This is a genomic window from Paenibacillus sp. 276b (genome assembly GCF_900107875.1).
Lineage (GTDB): Bacteria > Bacillota > Bacilli > Paenibacillales > Paenibacillaceae > Paenibacillus > Paenibacillus marchantiae.
In genome coordinates, this window is record NZ_FNRR01000015.1 from 31,892 (window position 1) to 50,055 (window position 18,164).

An 18,164-nucleotide genomic window follows, 5' to 3' on the forward strand; every position below is an offset into this window, starting at 1 on the left:
GATGTCACTACAGGTTCCGTTATAATGATATGGATAGTTTCAAGTTAGATGATCTTTCATTCTGGAGGGGACATAAGGGATGCACAAATGGATCATGAGCGGGGTATTTTTTGCAGCGTGCGCTTTAGCTATTGTACTAATGTTTACGCTTCCAGGGAAAGAGGAAGTTGCAGAAGAAGCGAAACCGACGATGCCGCAAGTTACAATGGATGCAGGACAGGCTGAGGCACTGGTCAAAGCAAACTGTATTACCTGCCACGGTGATCAGCTTCAAGGGGGCATGGGCCCTAGTCTGCAGAAGATTGGCAGCCAGGACGATGTGGAGAAGATTTATACGACCATCGTCAAAGGTAAAAGCGGCGGTATGCCTTCGTTCAAAGACAAGCTGAAGGATGAAGAAATCGCGAATATTGCGATGTGGCTGGCGGAGAAGAAGTAATCCAAGATGTTCAAGGCGATCAGTTTGTGGCAGGGGCATGTATAGAGAGTGTGATGGCTTCAATCATCCTCTGCTCTTTACTCATGCTCTAAACCACGCTGGCGCTAGACGCGCAACGTAGTCAACCCTTATTGGTAATACAGGGTTACTCGTTTTATCAATGGTCATACAGACAAGAGGCTCTTACTCTCCCGTACTGGGAAGTAAGAGCCTCTTGGTCATTTCAGGGATGCTCCGATGAAAACATCCACCATGCTATGGCTAAATAGATGCATTAGCGTATCCTTCCAGCCTGCCTCTGATTCACCTAAAGTATGCATATATTACTGGGTCTTTGCCTTCTGCTCGGCAAGGAAAGCCTGCACTTCACGTGCGGACGGCATCCCGGACTGGGCGCCGAGCTTCGTCACCGATAACGCGGCTGCGCCCATGGCGGAGCTTACCGCCGCGTCCAGCGTCTCTCCGCGCGCGAGGGCTACTGCCAGCGCGCCGTTGAAGCAATCGCCAGCGCCGGTCGTGTCGACGGCGCTTACGGCGTAGCCGGGCGCACGGCACGCGCCGGCACGCTCTGCCTGAACGCGGCCGCTAGGCGCTGCCGCGTACACAGCCCCCTCGGGGCCGAGCGTCGTGACGACAGCGGCCCCGAGGGATGCGGCGAGCTCTGCGACCGCCGCATCCACGTCTTCCGGCCGGAGATCATCCCGGCCGGTGAGCACGGCGAGCTCGCTGCGGTTCGGCGTGACGACGTCGACGCACCGCAGGAGCTCCTGGGGCAGACCCGGCACCGCAGGCGCCGGGTTGAGCACCACCAATGCGCTGCCTTCAGCCGCCAGTTGGGCGGCGCAGGTGACCGCAGGCAGCGGGATCTCCAGCTGCAGCAGCACCGCTGCGGCTGCAGTCAGGCTTTTTACCGTATCCGCCTCTTCCAGCATCGCAGGCATAACCTGCCCATTCGCTCCAGGAATAACAATAATCCGGTTATCTCCTTTGGAGAGCCAGATAGAGGCCGTACCTGTAACGGTATCATCCAGAATGCGAACTAGCGAGGCATCCGCCCCGCTTTCCGTTAGACTGTGCAACAGGCGTTCACCAAAACCATCCGAACCTACGGCACCAATCATCGTAGTCTGTCCACCCAGTCGTGCAGCAGCAACCGCCTGATTGGCGCCTTTGCCCCCGGCCAAATAGTGCAGTTCCTCCCCACTCACCGTCTCGCCTTCCTCAGGAATGATGTCTGTCTTCACCACCAGATCCATATTAAGGCTGCCTACGACAGCAATAAGAGGTTTGTTCTGATTATCGTCTGACATGTATGCTTCACTCATTTCCGGTAGTGCGATATAACCGATCCAGGTTATTCCGACCTCATTTTCTCAAAAGCCTCATTATATTGCTCTGCTTCTTTAATATCTACAGATGTGATGCCACCTTCATCCCATGATGTGAGACGCAGTGTGACTGTTGTATAGTCAATCGTAATGAAAGGGTGATGATTGAACGCTTCCGAAATCGCTGCGACCTCGTCCACAAATGCAATCCCTTTCATGTAGTTGGAAAATACGAACTTGCGGACAATCCATCGTCCCTCTTCCAGTTCCCAGCCTTCCAGCCTTCCCAGATGAGCTTCGACTTCCTCTTGCGAAAAAACCATACGTTATCTTCCTCCCCATATGATGGCTTATCACAGACAACTGTCCATGCTGCCACCGAAACCTTTGGTGCTACCCATAGCAACCCAAACGCATAGGTCCACCGCCCTGCGGTTCGCCCGTTTCATGACTATCATCTTACCACGGACAAGCCTCAAATTCCAATAGTACAAATGGCGCTAGATCCACTAACCATAAGGCTTTAGGGAGATTCTCCAACTCGGTTTTCCATGCAAAATATCTTATAGGAGCATACTAAATGAGCGGTACAAAAGTCAGTTCTTCTTCCCCAATTAAGATATGAATTCGGTGCTGATCCTTGTCATGAATGACCACTCCACTTCCTACCGGAATGACCGACTCCTCACCCAGTGCATAGAACAGATCTTCCGCCAATGCCTCATCCACTTCGAGTTGCTCTGTTACACCAAGGCGCGACCATTCTTCCTCATCCATTTCAAAGAAAACATAGCGGTCCGGTATTCGGCCTATAGCCTCTGTCAAATCTGTCAATATTCCTTCATAATCTCGTCCATGCTTTACGCCCATTGGCTTTTCACTCCTATTTAGCCCCTAAGGAGCAGATTTGATCTTATTATACCTGAAAATAACCCTTAAAAAAAAAGGCCATCTGGTCGATAAATACTATACATGACCGTTTTAACTGTTTCTGCAACCCTAAAGGATGCCTAACATTAAACGGATTGCGGTGTAACGTTCGTCCGGAAGCCCGAATAAAGCCGCTTGAAAGGATTCAATTTTATCTCATGGATGAGGTGTATGATGGAAATTTCAACGATTATCGGACTAGTTTTAGGGCTGGTTTCACTTGTAGTGGGTATGTTCCTGAAGGGTGCGCCCCTTATCAACCTGGTTAACAACCCAGCAGCCTACGTTATTATTTTTGTTGGTACGGCAGCAACTATTTTCATGGCATTTCCCATGTCTGAAGTTAAAAAAATCCCCAAGCTATTCGGGGTACTGTTCAAAAAGCAACAACTGATTGACCGTGTTTCTCTAATTGGCACATTTATGGACTGGGCTTCCACCACCCGTCGTGAAGGTTTGCTTGCACTTGAATCGAAAGTCGAAGATATTGATGATCAGTTCCTGCGCGGCGGTATGCGTATGATTATTGACGGCAATGATCAGGAATTTGTAAGTGATGTACTCATGGAAGATATTCATGCTACAGAAGAGCGCCATCGTGGCGGTGCCTTGATCTTCGCGCAAGCGGGGATGTATGCACCAACACTCGGGGTACTCGGGGCCGTTGTAGGCCTCATCGCAGCGCTTGCCGATCTCAGTGATATGGAAAAGCTCTCGCATGCAATTGCAGCGGCGTTTATCGCGACACTTCTCGGTATCTTTAGTGGTTACGTGTTGTGGCATCCGATGTCCAATAAACTGAAGCGGATGTCCAAAAAAGAGATGGAAATCAAGCTGATGATGGTTGAAGGCTTGTTATCCATACAATCTGGTGTATCCACCATTGCCATTAATCAAAAATTATCTGTATTCCTGACACCTTCCGAACGTAGACAGTTGGAAGAGAAGGAGGGCTCATCAGGTGAAAAAGGCTAAAAAACACGAACCGCATGAAGAACATATAGACGAGAGTTGGTTGCTTCCCTACTCCGACTTAATGACGTTGCTGCTCGCTCTGTTTATCACATTATTCTCTATGAGCTCTATAGATGCAACGAAGTTTGAACAGATGGCTTCCGCACTGAGCAGCGCATTGAATGGTGGTTCGGGTGTACTGGATCATACCTCCATGAACCCTACAGAATCTACTACAGATTTGGGCAAGAACAAACAGCAGCCTGAAGAAATCACCAAGAAGACAGCGGCTCAGATTACGGATGCGCAGATGGCTCAGAAAGAACAGGAAGATCTGGAGAAACTCAAGAAACAGCTTGATCAATATATTCAGAAAAATGGGCTTTCCGATCAGCTGAATACCAAGCTGAATCAGTCTGAGCTCAAAATCACGATCAGTGATAACGCCCTGTTCTCCTCAGGCCGGGCTGATGTTAAACCCGAGTCACGCTCGCTGGCCAAAGCCATCTCGAGCATGCTGCAGGAGTTCCCGGAATATGAAGTCGTTGTGTCTGGCCATACTGATAATGTTCCCATTTCGAACAGCCAATATAAGGATAACTGGGATTTGAGTGCCGATCGAGCACTGAATTTCCTCAAAATTCTGTTATTGAATGAGGCGCTGGACCCTTCGAAGTTCACACCTAGCGGTTATGGAGAGTATCACCCAGTCGCTAGCAACCAAACGGATGCTGGACGAGCTCAAAACCGCCGGGTAGAAGTTTCGATTATCCGGAAATATCAGAGTAACAACACGGCCGTGAAAGCAGTCGGACAAGGTAACTAAAGAATCGTTCGTTATAGCAAACTAATGCCTAAGCTTATGTCACTCTCCTTTATACCAGGGGAGTGACTTTTTTCTATCCACTGATATGAAAAAGCGCTGCTTCCCTTGAGGGGAAGCAGCGCCTTGGACAATCATCATTTATTCCATATTATAATCTAGCAAACTGCTTAATTCCGACTTCTCTGCGGGTGTCAGTTCTCTCCAGGTCCCTGTGGCCTGTTCACCGAGATGAATGTTCATAATACGAATCCGCTTCAACTTCCGAACCTCATAGCCAAATGCACTGCACATCCGGCGAATTTGACGGTTTTTTCCCTCTGTCAGAATAATGCGGAACACCCGCTCTGATATACGAGTCACCGTACAAGGCAGCGTCATTTCGCCAAGGATCTTGACTCCTGTGCTCATGCCTCTCAAGAAACTCGGCGTTACCGCACGATCGACGGTGACAATATATTCTTTCTCATGGCGTCCTTCTGCCCTTAGAATTCGATTGACAATATCACCGTCATTGGTCATCAGAATCAAACCTTCCGAATCCTTATCCAGGCGACCAATTGGGAAGATGCGCTCTTTGTGTCCTACAAAATCAACGATATTCCCTTGAATGTGCTGTTCGGTTGTACTCGTTATTCCAATAGGTTTATTAAGCGCAATATATACGTGTTTCCGTTTTTCCTTAATAGGTTGACCATTAATTCTTACATCATCGCCATCTTCTGCTTGACTGCCCAGCTCTGCCGTCACTCCATTAATCGTTACTTTCCCGCTTTCCACCAATCTGTCGGCTTCCCGACGGGAACAAAAACCTGTTTCACTGATAAATTTATTAATACGCAAAAGGTAATCTCACCTCATCTAGTTCTCTTCGTCTGTAGGTTCATTGTCCGTCTTATGCTCTTCCTCTATACTCTCCGTTTGCTGTGGGGAGGCAGGCAGATCGATAATGACGGTCGTTCCCTTGTTCATGACGCTTTTGATATCCATCATGCCCTTATGTGATTGAATAATGCGCTGGCTGACCATCAGGCCAAGCCCTGTTCCCGATTCCTTGCTTGTGAAGAATGGTTCCCCCAGCTTAGGCATCAGTTCTTCTGGAATTCCAGTGCCTTCATCCTTAATTTCAATCCGAACCCGACCATTCTCTTCGTCATGATTGAGTTTAATTCGAATATTACCTCCGTCTGGCATGGCCTCCATGCCGTTCTTCAGCAAGTTAATGAAGACCTGCTTCAACTGGTTCTCTTCACAGTGTACCATAGCTGAATCCGATGAAGCATTCAATACAAATTCCACACCATGCAGATGCGCCTGACTATCCAGCAATGATATAACATCTCCCAGAATGAAGCGAATATCCCGTTCTTGAAAATGAACCGCTTGTGGTTTGGCCAGTATCAGAAACTCACCCACAATAAGATTAATTCGATCCAACTCTGACAGCATCAAATCCAGGTGACGATGATTAAGCTTGTTCGTCTCTTGTTGGAGCTGAAGAAACCCACGCAAGGTCGTAAGCGGATTACGAATCTCATGCGCAACCCCGGCTGCCAGCTGACCAACCGTCGTCAGTTTCTCGGAACGTCTGAGCAGTTCCTCCATACGATTACGGCTGGTAATATCTCTTGATACGCTGATCAGTGCTGTAATCTCTCCTGCTTCATCCCGGACTGGTGCTGTACTCACGCTGACTTCAACACGGCTACCATCCTTCTTCATCCATGTCGTTTCATTAGACGTAATTGACATGCCCTCAATCAACTGGGCATGCTGCTCTTCCATCTCCTCTTCAGTACCAGGAGGGATAATTTTCAATTTACGTCCTTCAACTTCACGACTGCGCCAGCCATACAACTGCTCAAAGGCACGGTTTACCCGCAGTACATTTCCATCCAGATCCGTAATATGAATCGCATCTGCCGTTTGGTTAATAATCGATTCCAAATGCTCTTTTACCGCACGATTTTCTTCATACATCTGTTTCAGACGATTCGTATAATGGCCCAAATTACGAATCATCGCATTAATGCGATTCGCTAATTGGCCCAATTCGTCTTTCCTTCTCACTTTTAGACGGAAATCAAAATGGCCATCAGCCACATCATTCACTTTGCCCAGAATAGATTGAATAGGGCGCGTAATGTAACCCGCAAGCAAATAGCTACCAAAGATCACAATCTCCAGCAACACAAGCGAAATCGAGGCATGGCTAACCAGTTGTTCCGATACCATAGAGGATATTTGCTTATAGTCCATGACAATACTAATCACATAAGATGATTCATTGGGGGTAAATATCGGAATGAAACTTTTGAGCACCTTCTGTTCATGAGTTTCACTGACAAAAGATACATTCTGCCCAGTACGAATTGCCCGTACAACCGCCTTGTGATCCTCTTCTGCGGCACCATATTGATATGTACCGAAACGAATAGGCCTGTTATTCAACTTGTTGTGGTTCGTATCCCTTCCGTCATTGCTCATGTTCGAGCTACCGAAGGTCAATGGATTGATACCTGTAATCTCCAGAATCGATGAATTCACTTCGCGAATCTTATTCAAAATCTCGTCTGGACCAGAGATCTTCACATAGTCGTCAACAGCGGCATTATTATAGAAGGGATTGATTATGTAATTCCTCTTCCCATCATGATAGTAACCCCAGATATCAACATCTGACGGATTGGATGTAGAGTATTCGAATCCATCCGACCAAAAATGGTCCAATTTCTGTCCCTGTGAAATCGTAACCTGATGGTTTTCGAACAGCTGTTTAAATGCCTGATACCAGTACGTCATGGATTTGGTAGACAATCCAATCTCCTTTGGATCGGAAGACCGGGTAACCACAATATCATCAGCCGTTTGCTCCATCAATGAAATGTGGGAGACACCGACTTTCTCGCTCATGCGAACCAGGTCTTCATTTGTGATATTATTAATATTCGGGTCCAGTTCTTCCGCTGCCATTACTGAGGCCAGCCATAGATTGTTCCCAATTTGTCGTTTTACATATTCTGAACTGGACTGACTCTGTTCGACAGCGATTGCAATCTGTTTGGCCGTAAGCACCATCTTGGTTTCGCTGTCCTGCCTTAAATTCTCTTCTGTAGTATAATAACTCAGTGCTATATTTAAAACTAAAATGACGAGCACTGAGCACGACATAATCATGGATAATTTCGTTTTAATAGACAACTTTTTCGTTCACCTCTCGGCTTGTACCCTCTGGCGATATATGGCAAAACCTATATCCATCATAACTGTTGTATGTCTATTTGAAAAGGATAATTGACCCTTGTCCAAAAGTTACCGCTTGGCTGAAAAACGCGAAATCAATTGTATTTTGTCTTTTCCATGCCTACAATGGGAATAACCACTAAAACTTATACACAAATCCACAGGCATGTGGATAGTATGTTCATAACTATGTGAGCAACTCGTCGGTTATCCACAGACTTATACACAACATGTTAACAAACGAATGTTTGTTCGCCGCACAAAATGCTCTTTGGAAGGAGTTTTACATTTTAATGAAGGATGACGTTCTCCAACCTGATCTTACGCATCTCTCCGAGGAGGCTCAGCACGAGCACTGGATGCGTGAAGCCATTGCTGAAGCGTACAAAGCAGAAGCACTCGGGGAAGTGCCGATCGGGGCTGTAATTGTTCAACATAACCGTATTATTGGTCGTGGATATAACCTGCGTGAGACGACACTTGATTCCACAGCACATGCGGAGATGGTAGCCATCCGGCAGGCCAGTGAAGCCATCGGTGCATGGCGACTGCTGGATTGCAGTCTGTACGTCACACTGGAACCATGCCCCATGTGTGCAGGTGCCATTGTGCAATCCAGAGTGCCTCGAGTCATATATGGTACCGCAGACCCCAAGGCCGGATGCGCAGGAACGCTGATGAATCTGCTGCAGGAACCTCGTTTTAATCATCGAACCGAAGTGGTTGCTGACATTCTGCAACCAGAGTGCTCCACCATGCTGACTCAATTTTTCCGGCGTTTACGCAAAAAATAGAATCTTACACCCATCTGGAAAGGAAGTGCATTCCATGCCGCTTACACTATACGACACACCAAAAGGAATAAGTCTCCGTTTACTTACTCCACAAGATACAGAGGCGTATCTTGCTCTTATTCAAATTACACGTCATCCCTACCAAGCTGTAGAGCCTATCCGGGATGATGAATTCTATACGCTGCAGGCGCAAACCAGACGCATTCAGGATAGAATACAGGCGGCCGAAGAAGGAACAGGTTATCAATTCGGAATTTTTACAATCGACGATGGTATTCTGATCGGTCAGGTTAGCTTGAACAATGTCGTTCAGGGCGTTGCCAATTATGCAGACATGGGATACTTCATCCATCCAGATTACCAAGGCGGAGGACGAATGACCGCAGCCGTAAAACTCGCTGTATCCTACGCCTTCCGTGCCCTGAAGTTAAATCGTGTTCAGGCAGCCATTCTGTTGTCCAATACGGGTTCCAAACGTGTTCTCGAGAAGAACGGCTTTCAGGCTGAGGGCATTGCTCGTAAATATCTCAAGATTAACGGAGAGTATCAGGATCATCAGATCTACGCTGTGCTGGCCGAGGACTTGGGTGAATCTTTACAGTAATTGAATATACCATGTTACAACATACAAAGAGCCGCTCAACCCTAAGGTCGAGCGGCTCTTTGCTTTAACATGAAACTGAGAACTTAGTATCCGTAAGATGCGTTCATTAATTCTTCAAACTGATCCATTGTAATGACGTCTTCGCCAGTAGGAATATTGATTTTGAATGCTGGCTTCTCGTTAATTTTGGTGTAAGTGTTCGAACCAGTGAAAGCAAGTTTAACTTCATCCTTGGTATCAGGTTGTTTAATCAACAGATCAGCAACCAACTTTTGATATACCGGGAAATCTTTTTTGTCCAAAGCAAAATCAATGTGGAACTGGTTAATGGTCAGTGTATCTTTCAACTGGTCCAGATCTTTAGCCATTTCAGCTTGATCTGCTTCAGTAATTTTCAGATCCTCTTTAGCTTTGTCGATATCTTCCTGACTCATTTGCAACATGTCACGATACTCTTCTTTAGAGATGATATCCAGTACTTTTGGCAATGCTTTGGTTACCAGGACAGTAACAGCTTCTTTCACATTGTCATTGTTGACCGAAAATTGAACAACTTGCTTGGCATCCAAACCTTCAGGAAGCTGCGCATCCTTCACGTCCAGGTTTTTAAAGAATTTATCCTGATCGTACTCGCTCAGGACCGCATCCATAACTTCATTGCTCAGCTTTTGTGTTTTCGCTGCATCCATAGCATCCGGATTCCATTCCGTTCCTTCTTGCTCAGCCAGTTCTTTCAAATCCAGCTCCAGGAATTTATTAACAACCGTTTCCGGAATCGGGAAGAACGGAATACTTGGTACCTTAACATATAACTTCTCAGCGGTCATAACCATCGGAATCGTAAATGTCATACCCATATCGCCTTTAAGCTCAATACCTACCGTCATTTCGGTCTGCATTGGCTCGCTTTGGTATACGCCAGTTACATTCAACTGAGCATCCTTCAGCATGCTCATAAACTGAGACATCGTTGGATCCTGTTGTGACTCGTCTGCAGCTTTATAGCTCAATTCATTAATAGTGAAGTTAGAACTCATCTCATACGAAGTCAGTTTGGAAGCATTGGCTGCCGCCGTCTTCAATGCCTCTTTTGGTTCTTGCTTGCTGCTACATGCTGTCAGTGCCATGGATACGGTTAACAGCAACGTAAGAAGAAGCGCCCCCATACGTTTAGTCATTTGTTTCTCTCCTCTCGTGATAACCCCAAAAAAAATAATTCAATATCAATGATATACCATTTATTCTGAAACGGAAACACGATTTGGGAAATTTGTGAGCTTTACTCTCTAAATTGGCTACAAAGACCTATGTAAGCTTTAGATATCAATGGTGTGCTCCTCTAAATCATGTATGAACACGCAAAAACCCCGGTTTGTTAACCGGAGTTATAGGTTATAGTTATGCATTCATATGTGCTAAAGAAAGGAATGAATCTTCCTTTAACTTAGCCTTGAGGATTGTGATGATCTACATGATTCTGGTTTTTCACTTTTTTGGAGCCGGACAACGGTTCCTGCATGGAAGAATGCTTTTCAGGTTTTCGGTGCTGCACATTAGCCTGAGCTTCAGGCACAGGTGTTGTTTTGGGTTTACTCATGTTGTTCCCCCCTCTTCATTGGATTAGGAATGGGATGGGTCCATATCTTCCGTTTTATCATGATTTATGGAATCCTGATGCCGACGGTCATTCGAGTCCTGTTGAATTTGCTGGGCATGGTGACTATTCACAGGTGTCTGATCCAGATCTGCGACTACACTTTGCAGGTTTTTATCTGTTCCAGCTTTGGCTTTGCTCACGTATTACCACTCCTTTGACGTCTACCTAATGTCTGGTTTTGGTTTGCAACGACTGGGCACATTCATGAATATGACGCGTGTAATCCTGAGCCAATTCCTGAATAGGCTCTGTACGCTCATCCGTCGTACTTCCATCGCGCTCCACATCAATTAGTTGTACACTGACTTCACGAGAATCCACATAGGCACACTTGAAATCAAAAGAGTACATCTGGTGTCCCGCTGTTGCGATGTGAATTCGAATAGCCTGTTGATCAGCCTCGTCAGCCATAACTTGAGCCCGATCTCCGACATTTAGGACCTCAGGCAATCTTTCCTGCCAAGCACCTACGAGCTCCGTCTGATCTATGTTTAATTCGCGGTTCATCTTACCACCTCCACTCTTATATAAAGTGCGGCGATTTGAATGTTTTTATGCATCACATAGATATTCAAACAAACTGATTTCTTGTCGTAAAAATGCTCTGTAAATACAGCGGGTATGCGGCTGTGCTAAATGTACAAATAAATGCAAAAAAGGACTCGAGCTTATCGCTCGAACCCTTATCATAATTGTAGTATGGCGGAGAGGGTGGGATTCGAACCCACGTGGAGTTGCCCCCTAACGGTTTTCAAGACCGCCCCGTTATGACCGCTTCGGTACCTCTCCAGGACATTAACTTTTATAAACTTGCCACGAAATAGATCATACCATAATTGTATGACAGAAAGCAACCTTTTTATAAGATTTATTGTTCGATACATCAAAAAGGGAAATTCCACCTACTAACTACCGGTAAACATTGCTACCTGAAGATTGATATGGTTGTTCAGAATCGGTTCAGCCCTGCTCTGTATACTAAAAAAACCGTCTCCCTGTGTAAATGGAACGTTGTAAACTTCCATTTGTCAGGAGACGATTTTTTATTTCATTCATTTAGTTGAACATCTTAGGAACGACGGGCAATCACGCTGACTCCGCCCATGTAAGGACGCAGTGCTTCAGGAATAACCACTGTTCCATCTTCTTGTTGGTAGTTCTCCAGAATAGCAGCTACTGTACGCCCCACTGCCAGTCCTGAACCATTTAACGTATGAACAAATTCCGGTTTCGCTTTTGGCTCTCTACGGAAACGGATATTAGCTCGACGTGCTTGGAAGTCTTCACAGTTGGAGCAAGACGAGATTTCACGATACGTATTGCTTTCCGGCAACCAGACCTCAATGTCATATGTTTTGGCAGACGTGAAGCCCATATCTGCTGTACACAACGTCAGAACACGGTAAGGCAGCCCCAATAATTGAAGCACACGTTCCGCATTTTGAGTCATGTTCTCCAATTCCTCATAGGAGGTCTCAGGAGAAGACAGTTTCAACAACTCAACTTTATTGAACTGATGCTGACGAATCAAGCCACGTGTATCCCGTCCAGCAGAACCTGCTTCGGATCGGAAACACGAGCTGTATGCTACAAAGTGTTTAGGCAACTGGTCAGCATTCAAAATCTCTTCACGATGATAGTTCGTTACCGGAACTTCAGCGGTAGGGATCAAATAATACTCGGTATCTTTCAGCTTAAACAGGTCTTCCTCGAATTTCGGCAGTTGGCCAGTTCCAAACAAGCTATCGCGGTTAACGATGTATGGAGGTAGAATCTCTTCATAGCCATGCTGATCGCTGTGCAGATCCATCATAAAGTTGATCAAAGCACGTTCCAGACGTGCACCCAGCCCTTTATAAAAGGTAAAACGGGAGCCTGTTACTTTGGCAGCCGCTTCAAAATCAAGGATGTCAAGGTCCTGTGCGATTTCCCAGTGTGCTTTTGGTGTAAATGAAAATGACTTCGGCTCTTCCCAACGACGAATCTCCACATTATCATCTTCGGACGCACCAACAGGCACACTCTCGTTAGGGATGTTCGGAATCGCCATAGTGAGATCGTTGATCTTCACTTCCAACTCACGCACTTCTTCATCCATTGCTTTGATTCGATCGGAGACTTCGCGCATCTCAAGGATCAACTCATCCGCATTTTCACCACTCTTTTTAAGCTTGGCAACTTCTCCGGATACCGTATTCCGGCGACTTTTCAGGTTTTCACTCTCTTGCAGCAACTCACGACGCTTGGCATCCATGTCCGTGAACCCAGCGATTAGATCCAGCGATTTGCCACGTTTCGTCAATGCTTCTTCAACACGTGCGTACTCATTCCGCAATATTTTCACATCAAGCACTAAATACCCCTCCTAAATAACACCACAAAGTAGAAACCTTCCTTATTAACTCCTGTAAAAACTTTGCAGCCTTATAGCTTCATCATTCCTCAATGGTAAAAAAACAACCTATGACATCCGGCGCTACCCTACGCTGCGATTCCCGCTTTGGAAGCAGATACGGGCAACATCAGGTATCTGACCAGACAGCTCCTTGCCAGCAAGCCGTGTAAAGCCTCTGAAGGACTGATCCGGTTCACCAGCAGATCATAGGTTGTATATCAACCACTATTGGTTCTGTACAGGCTGTTTATACGACCTAGCCATGTCCACAAAGTAAGCATGCATTCGATAATCATCTGTCAGCTCAGGGTGATAGGAGCAAGCCAGCAGATGCCCCTGGCGAGCAGTGACAATCTCATCCTTGTAAGTGGAAAGAACCTCTACCTCTTCTCCTACACTCTCAATCAGGGGTGCCCGTATAAACACTGCCCTTACCGTCTCCTCAATGCCTTTTACCGAAAGATCCGTTTCGAAGCTTTCCCTCTGCCGTCCAAATGCATTTCTGGAGACGGTCATATCCATTAGCTCCAGATGAGCTTCCTCTTGTCCTTCAATATGTTTGGCCATAACAATCAAACCAGCACAGGTGCCGAATACCGGTTTACCCTCAGCAGCGAATGCCCGAATGGCCTCCATGAAACCATATTTGCGCATCAGTTTGCCAATCGTGGTACTCTCACCGCCAGGAAGAATCAACCCATCCAGCTCATCAAGTTGTTGAACCTGTTTGATAGCCAATCCTTCTGCTCCGGCCCGTTCAATACTACGAATGTGCTCGGTGACTGCCCCTTGAAGTGCTAAAACGCCGATCTTCATTTAAAATCCACCTTTCTCTTACCAGCCGCGATCCTGCATGGGCTCGGAAGGTGCAAGTTTGGAATTGGTACCGATCATGGAAGCACCTTCGCCAATCCGGCGCAACGCTTCACCCAAGTCCTTGGCGCTACATAATGTCCGATCCGCGCTTTCGCACCTCTTTTTACGCGTGCTATTCCCGTTTCCATACCCCAATCTACCGTAATGGATGTGTCGTTCTTGTCCATAAACAGGATGTGAAATATGCATTGTCAGTTAGAAGAACAATAGACTTTTAAACTGATTTATACGTAGAATTCTAACTTGATATTTTACCGGAAAAATTGTAAATATACAATCCATCCGGTCGGAATTACTTGTATTTTGTCAATGGTCTAACGACACTATATTGAAAATGTCATATTATCCCGTCTTCTTTCACCTTATCTATTAGAACAGGTTTTTGATGCCATCAAACAGATCAACGAAGAAATCTTTCACTGCACGGAAGAAGAGACGGAACCAACCGCCTTTTTCGGCTTCTTCTGCGGTGATGAGGTTCACTGTCTTCTCTTGTGGCTCAATTCCTTCAGCTTTGTACGTATAAGTAACCGTCCCAACCTTGGTTCCGGCCTTAATTGGAGCAACCAGCTTATCAGCTTCAGTTACATTCGCTTTAAATGTCACGTCCAGGTTTTGAGTACCTTTAGGTACAACGAAACTTACTGCATTATCCGTCACAACAGGTACTGTTGTTTCCTTCCCTTTTTTCAAAGGTACAGCTTCCCAGCCTGTGACTTTAGTTTTGGCAGCAACCGCCTGTTTCACTTCAAAATTGTTGAATCCGAAGTCCAATACTTTCTTTGTTTCTCTGAAACGCGCTGGCTCCGAATCGGTACCCATAACCACACTGATCAGACGCATGCCATTACGCTCAGCCGTACCCGTAAAGTTATTCCCAGCGTTTGTGGTATGGCCCGTTTTCATCCCGTCCAGACCCTCATAGGCATAGCTTTTGAAGTTGGTTATATTTTTATTCGCTTCCAGCATCCAGTTATAGTTAACAATTGGATCTTTGTCATTAGGACGGAATTTATAAGATTGAATGGTTGTAAAATCTTTGTAGTCCGGGTGATCCATGATGATGTATCTGCACAAAATGGCCGCATCCCGTGCCGACATGACGATTTCTTTATCCTCAGTTGGGCGGAAGTCCGCAGGCATATCTGCACGATCCAGTCCTGTGGAGTTGATGAAGTAGCTATCTTTCATTCCCATACGCTTCGCTTCATCATTCATCATTTTCACAAAAGCTTGCTCGGAGCCAGCGATGTGTTCAGCCAAAGCCACTGTAGCATCATTGGCAGAACCAACAGCCATAGCAATGTACAGCTCCTTGACTGTATGTTGGTCACCTTCTGCGAGGAAAATCCGTGATCCAGTACTTTCCGCTGCGTTCTTTTTAACTGTAACGACATCATCCCAGTTTAATTTCCCCTGTTTGACCTGTTCAGCCACAATGTACTCGGTCATCATTTTGGTCATGCTTGCTGGCGGCATAGCTTTATCCGCATTCACATTGAGCAGAATCTGGCCCGTTGAAGCCTCCATCAGTATGGCTGATTTAACATCGAGTCCCAGTGAGTCTGCCGAAGGAATGTCCACGGCTTTTTCAGTCTTCGTTGTTGTAGCTGCCGCGGTCAATACCTGCCCTGAATCGTTTGCAGCAGCCATAACAGGCATTACCGCAGACATGCAGAGCATATTAATCAGCATAACCGAGGCTACGCTTTTTTTGAGCATTTGACGTTTTTTCTTATTCATTTGTTTGGTTTTCAATGATGAATACTCCCTTCGGTCCGAAGCTTTCTATTGTGTGCTTCAGTACAGCTTGAGCTGCAATATTTTCTTAGTCCCTAACAAGTGGAGATGATGTGTGAGGTGTGTCGTATATGCGCTGTATCGAAAGAGCAATGTCATTGCTCCTAAAGTTCGAATCGATTGTCACTTAGTTAGCATTAAATGAAATGCTTATGTAAAAGGACGTCCGCGCTTCTTTTTTCGCTGGGCTACCTTCAACCTTTTTCAATCACTCAAAATTCATTGTCAGAAGCAGTTTCATAGACTCACGTCAAAAAACCGCCGCAATGCCCTAATCCATTAAAGGATCATTACCGCTTGTTCTATTCTATCACAGGGGTATCCGCAAAAAAAGACAGGCCCGGCGAAAATCGCCAAGCCTGTCCTGGAAATGATTAACACAATTCAGATTACAACGAGTAGTTAGGGGCTTCTTTCGTAATCTGTACATCATGCGGATGGCTTTCACGAAGCCCCGCACCTGTAATACGAATAAACTGAGTGTTGTTACGAAGCTGTTCCAAACTGCTTGTACCACAGTATCCCATACCTGAGCGTAGACCACCAATCAACTGATGAATCGTATCAGATAATGGACCTTTGTAAGCAACACGTCCCTCAATTCCTTCCGGAACCAGTTTCTTGTCATCATCTTGGAAGTAACGATCTTTACTTCCTTGTTTCATTGCAGCCATTGAACCCATGCCGCGGTAAACTTTGTAGCTACGTCCTTGGAAGATTTCCGTTTCTCCCGGGCTTTCTGCCGTACCTGCAAACAAGCTTCCCAGCATAACTGCATGAGCACCTGCAGCAAGAGCCTTAGTAATCTCACCAGAGTACTTGATACCACCGTCAGCAATGATTGGTACGCCATATTCACGTGCTACATTTGCACAATCGTATACTGCTGTAACTTGAGGAACACCAATACCAGCAATTACACGAGTTGTACAGATGGAACCTGGACCAATTCCCACTTTGACAACCGATGCCCCAGCTTCAATCAATTCACGGGTTGCATCGCCTGTAGCAACGTTACCTGCAACAATGGTCAGGTTCGGGAAACGTTCGCGCAGCTGACGAACCGCATCAATGATGTTTATGTGATGTCCATGTGCCGAGTCTACCGTAATCAGGTCCACACCGGCTTGAACCAATGCATCAGCACGTTCAAAGGTGTCTTTGGAAATCCCGATCGCTGCTCCAACCAGCAAACGTCCTTGTGCATCTTTAGCTGCGTTAGGGAATTGAATTGCTTTTTCGATATCTTTAATAGTAATGAGACCTTTCAGTGTGTTGGACTCATCTACTAATGGAAGTTTCTCGATTTTATGCTTCTGGAGAATGCCTTCTGCTTCTTGCAGTGTAGTACCTACAGGCGCAGTAACCAAATTCTCACGAGTCATGACTTCGCTGATTTTAATGGAGAAGTCGTGGATGAAACGCAAGTCACGGTTTGTCAGGATACCAACAAGCTTTTGATCTCCTTCAACAATCGGTACACCGGAAATGCGATATTTTGCCATAACCGATTCTGCATCAGAAACCAGATGTTCCGCTGTCAATGAGAACGGGTTGGTAATAACACCACTCTCCGAGCGCTTAACCCGATCCACTTCCTCCGCTTGCTGCTCAACAGACATATTTTTATGGATGATACCAATACCGCCTTCACGGGCAATGGCAATAGCCAATGTCGCTTCCGTAACAGTATCCATACCAGCACTAATCAAAGGAATATTCAGTTTAACGCTGTCACTCAAACGAACAGATACATCCACTTCTTTAGGCAGTGTCTCGGATTTCCGGGGCACCAGCAGTACATCGTCGAAGGTGAAACCTTCCTTACCAAATTTATCTTCCCACACGCGGGCGTTCCTCCTTATGTTTGCTCAGCTTTACGGTCCAAAACCCGAAGATCTCAGGCTGTATTTCATGCCGAAAATACGTTTTCTGAAAAATTTATTATTGCCATCTTAGCAAAGCGTTATTTAGACTGTCAAGGGAAACTCCCTGGTTATATTAGGTGTATTGCCTGATGCATACAACTGTATTTGTCATACGGACAGGTTCATTTTATATATATGAAACGCCACTCATAACGAGTGGCGTTTATCTATGTTAAGTCATTTAGTGTACTATTTCTAAACTAATAGTTAATGCTAATTTTTGCTTATAAACAAATAAAAACCACCACCGAATAACATCGGTAGTGGTTCTTTGCTTGGCGGCGTCCTACTCTCCCAGGACCCTGCGGTCCAAGTACCATCGGCGCTAGAGGGCTTAACGGTCGTGTTCGGGATGGGTACGTGTGGAACCCCTCCGCCATCGCCACCAAACGC

At 45.9% G+C, this 18,164-nt stretch carries 18 protein-coding genes, 1 tRNA gene, 1 rRNA gene and 1 pseudogene; 5 read left to right on the forward strand and 16 right to left on the reverse strand.

The window, feature by feature from the left end; all coding sequences use genetic code 11:
* The first annotated feature begins 79 nt into the window (after positions 1-79).
* Positions 80-439, forward strand: coding sequence for a c-type cytochrome (locus BLV50_RS32040; protein ID WP_063567633.1), 360 nt, complete (start codon positions 80-82; stop codon positions 437-439).
* Positions 440-762: 323 nt separating this feature from the next.
* Here the strand turns inward: BLV50_RS32040 and rbsK are convergent, their stop codons facing one another.
* From rbsK to BLV50_RS32055, 3 genes are all read right to left on the reverse strand, one after another.
* Positions 763-1,764: a ribokinase gene (rbsK, locus tag BLV50_RS32045; protein ID WP_256338091.1), complete on the reverse strand. Its 1,002-nt coding sequence runs from the start codon at positions 1,762-1,764 to the stop codon at positions 763-765.
* 29 nt (positions 1,765-1,793) lie between these two features.
* Positions 1,794-2,090, reverse strand: coding sequence for a 4a-hydroxytetrahydrobiopterin dehydratase (locus BLV50_RS32050; RefSeq protein WP_063567631.1), 297 nt, complete (start codon positions 2,088-2,090; stop codon positions 1,794-1,796).
* Positions 2,091-2,343: 253 nt separating this feature from the next.
* Positions 2,344-2,637: a hypothetical protein gene (locus tag BLV50_RS32055; protein ID WP_063567630.1), complete on the reverse strand. Its 294-nt coding sequence runs from the start codon at positions 2,635-2,637 to the stop codon at positions 2,344-2,346.
* A 234-nt stretch (positions 2,638-2,871) separates the two neighbouring features.
* Here BLV50_RS32055 and motA point away from each other — a divergent pair, with 234 nt between their 5' ends.
* Complete coding sequence (gene motA / locus BLV50_RS32060; protein ID WP_024628803.1) at positions 2,872-3,672, forward strand: flagellar motor stator protein MotA; 801 nt, start codon at positions 2,872-2,874, stop codon at positions 3,670-3,672.
* The gene (motB, locus tag BLV50_RS32065; RefSeq protein ID WP_063567629.1) at positions 3,659-4,477 is read left to right on the forward strand and encodes a flagellar motor protein MotB; all 819 of its coding nucleotides are present in this window, start codon (positions 3,659-3,661) and stop codon (positions 4,475-4,477) included. The genes motA and motB overlap by 14 nt, the downstream gene beginning before the upstream one ends.
* A gap of 138 nt (positions 4,478-4,615) precedes the next feature.
* Here the strand turns inward: motB and rluF are convergent, their stop codons facing one another.
* Positions 4,616-5,317 carry a 23S rRNA pseudouridine(2604) synthase RluF gene (gene rluF, locus BLV50_RS32070; RefSeq protein WP_063567628.1) on the reverse strand — a complete coding sequence of 234 codons (702 nt, stop codon included), beginning with the start codon at positions 5,315-5,317 and terminating at the stop codon, positions 4,616-4,618.
* An 18-nt stretch (positions 5,318-5,335) separates the two neighbouring features.
* Positions 5,336-7,675, reverse strand: a complete 2,340-nt coding sequence (locus tag BLV50_RS32075; protein WP_090812028.1) for a PAS domain S-box protein — start codon at positions 7,673-7,675, stop codon at positions 5,336-5,338.
* A 335-nt stretch (positions 7,676-8,010) separates the two neighbouring features.
* On the opposite strand from BLV50_RS32075, the gene tadA reads away from it, so the two are divergent.
* Positions 8,011-8,511 carry a tRNA adenosine(34) deaminase TadA gene (gene tadA / locus BLV50_RS32080; RefSeq protein WP_064641365.1) on the forward strand — a complete coding sequence of 167 codons (501 nt, stop codon included), beginning with the start codon at positions 8,011-8,013 and terminating at the stop codon, positions 8,509-8,511.
* Positions 8,512-8,545: 34 nt separating this feature from the next.
* The gene (locus tag BLV50_RS32085) at positions 8,546-9,115 is read left to right on the forward strand and encodes a GNAT family N-acetyltransferase (RefSeq protein WP_063567625.1); all 570 of its coding nucleotides are present in this window, start codon (positions 8,546-8,548) and stop codon (positions 9,113-9,115) included.
* Between the two features lie 83 nt (positions 9,116-9,198).
* Here BLV50_RS32085 and BLV50_RS32090 read toward each other — a convergent pair whose 3' ends face one another.
* The 11 genes and pseudogenes from BLV50_RS32090 to rrf all read right to left on the reverse strand — a co-directional run bounded on the left by BLV50_RS32090 (position 9,199) and on the right by rrf (position 18,161).
* The gene (locus BLV50_RS32090) at positions 9,199-10,293 is read right to left on the reverse strand and encodes a hypothetical protein (protein ID WP_090812030.1); all 1,095 of its coding nucleotides are present in this window, start codon (positions 10,291-10,293) and stop codon (positions 9,199-9,201) included.
* A 266-nt stretch (positions 10,294-10,559) separates the two neighbouring features.
* On the reverse strand, positions 10,560-10,712 hold the full coding sequence (locus BLV50_RS32095; protein ID WP_063567623.1) for a small acid-soluble spore protein P: 153 nt from the start codon (positions 10,710-10,712) through the stop codon (positions 10,560-10,562).
* A 23-nt stretch (positions 10,713-10,735) separates the two neighbouring features.
* Positions 10,736-10,912, reverse strand: a complete 177-nt coding sequence (locus BLV50_RS33030) for a hypothetical protein (protein ID WP_177031310.1) — start codon at positions 10,910-10,912, stop codon at positions 10,736-10,738.
* Between the two features lie 25 nt (positions 10,913-10,937).
* Positions 10,938-11,279, reverse strand: coding sequence for a hypothetical protein (locus tag BLV50_RS32100; RefSeq protein WP_063567622.1), 342 nt, complete (start codon positions 11,277-11,279; stop codon positions 10,938-10,940).
* Between the two features lie 193 nt (positions 11,280-11,472).
* Positions 11,473-11,561: transfer RNA gene (locus BLV50_RS32105), tRNA-Ser, on the reverse strand.
* Positions 11,562-11,841: 280 nt separating this feature from the next.
* Positions 11,842-13,125: a serine--tRNA ligase gene (gene serS, locus BLV50_RS32110; RefSeq protein ID WP_063567620.1), complete on the reverse strand. Its 1,284-nt coding sequence runs from the start codon at positions 13,123-13,125 to the stop codon at positions 11,842-11,844.
* 267 nt (positions 13,126-13,392) lie between these two features.
* Positions 13,393-13,983 (reverse strand): pyridoxal 5'-phosphate synthase glutaminase subunit PdxT, encoded by a 591-nt coding sequence (pdxT, locus tag BLV50_RS32115; protein WP_090812032.1) that lies wholly within the window; start codon positions 13,981-13,983, stop codon positions 13,393-13,395.
* Positions 13,984-14,040: 57 nt separating this feature from the next.
* A pseudogene (locus BLV50_RS32615) lies at positions 14,041-14,118 on the reverse strand (hypothetical protein); the annotation flags it as partial.
* Between the two features lie 294 nt (positions 14,119-14,412).
* The gene (locus BLV50_RS32125) at positions 14,413-15,786 is read right to left on the reverse strand and encodes a D-alanyl-D-alanine carboxypeptidase family protein (RefSeq protein ID WP_176854911.1); all 1,374 of its coding nucleotides are present in this window, start codon (positions 15,784-15,786) and stop codon (positions 14,413-14,415) included.
* A gap of 446 nt (positions 15,787-16,232) precedes the next feature.
* Positions 16,233-17,690 (reverse strand): IMP dehydrogenase, encoded by a 1,458-nt coding sequence (guaB, locus tag BLV50_RS32130; protein ID WP_024628817.1) that lies wholly within the window; start codon positions 17,688-17,690, stop codon positions 16,233-16,235.
* Positions 17,691-18,044: 354 nt separating this feature from the next.
* Positions 18,045-18,161 (reverse strand): 5S ribosomal RNA (gene rrf / locus BLV50_RS32135).
* Positions 18,162-18,164: the final 3 nt, after the last annotated feature.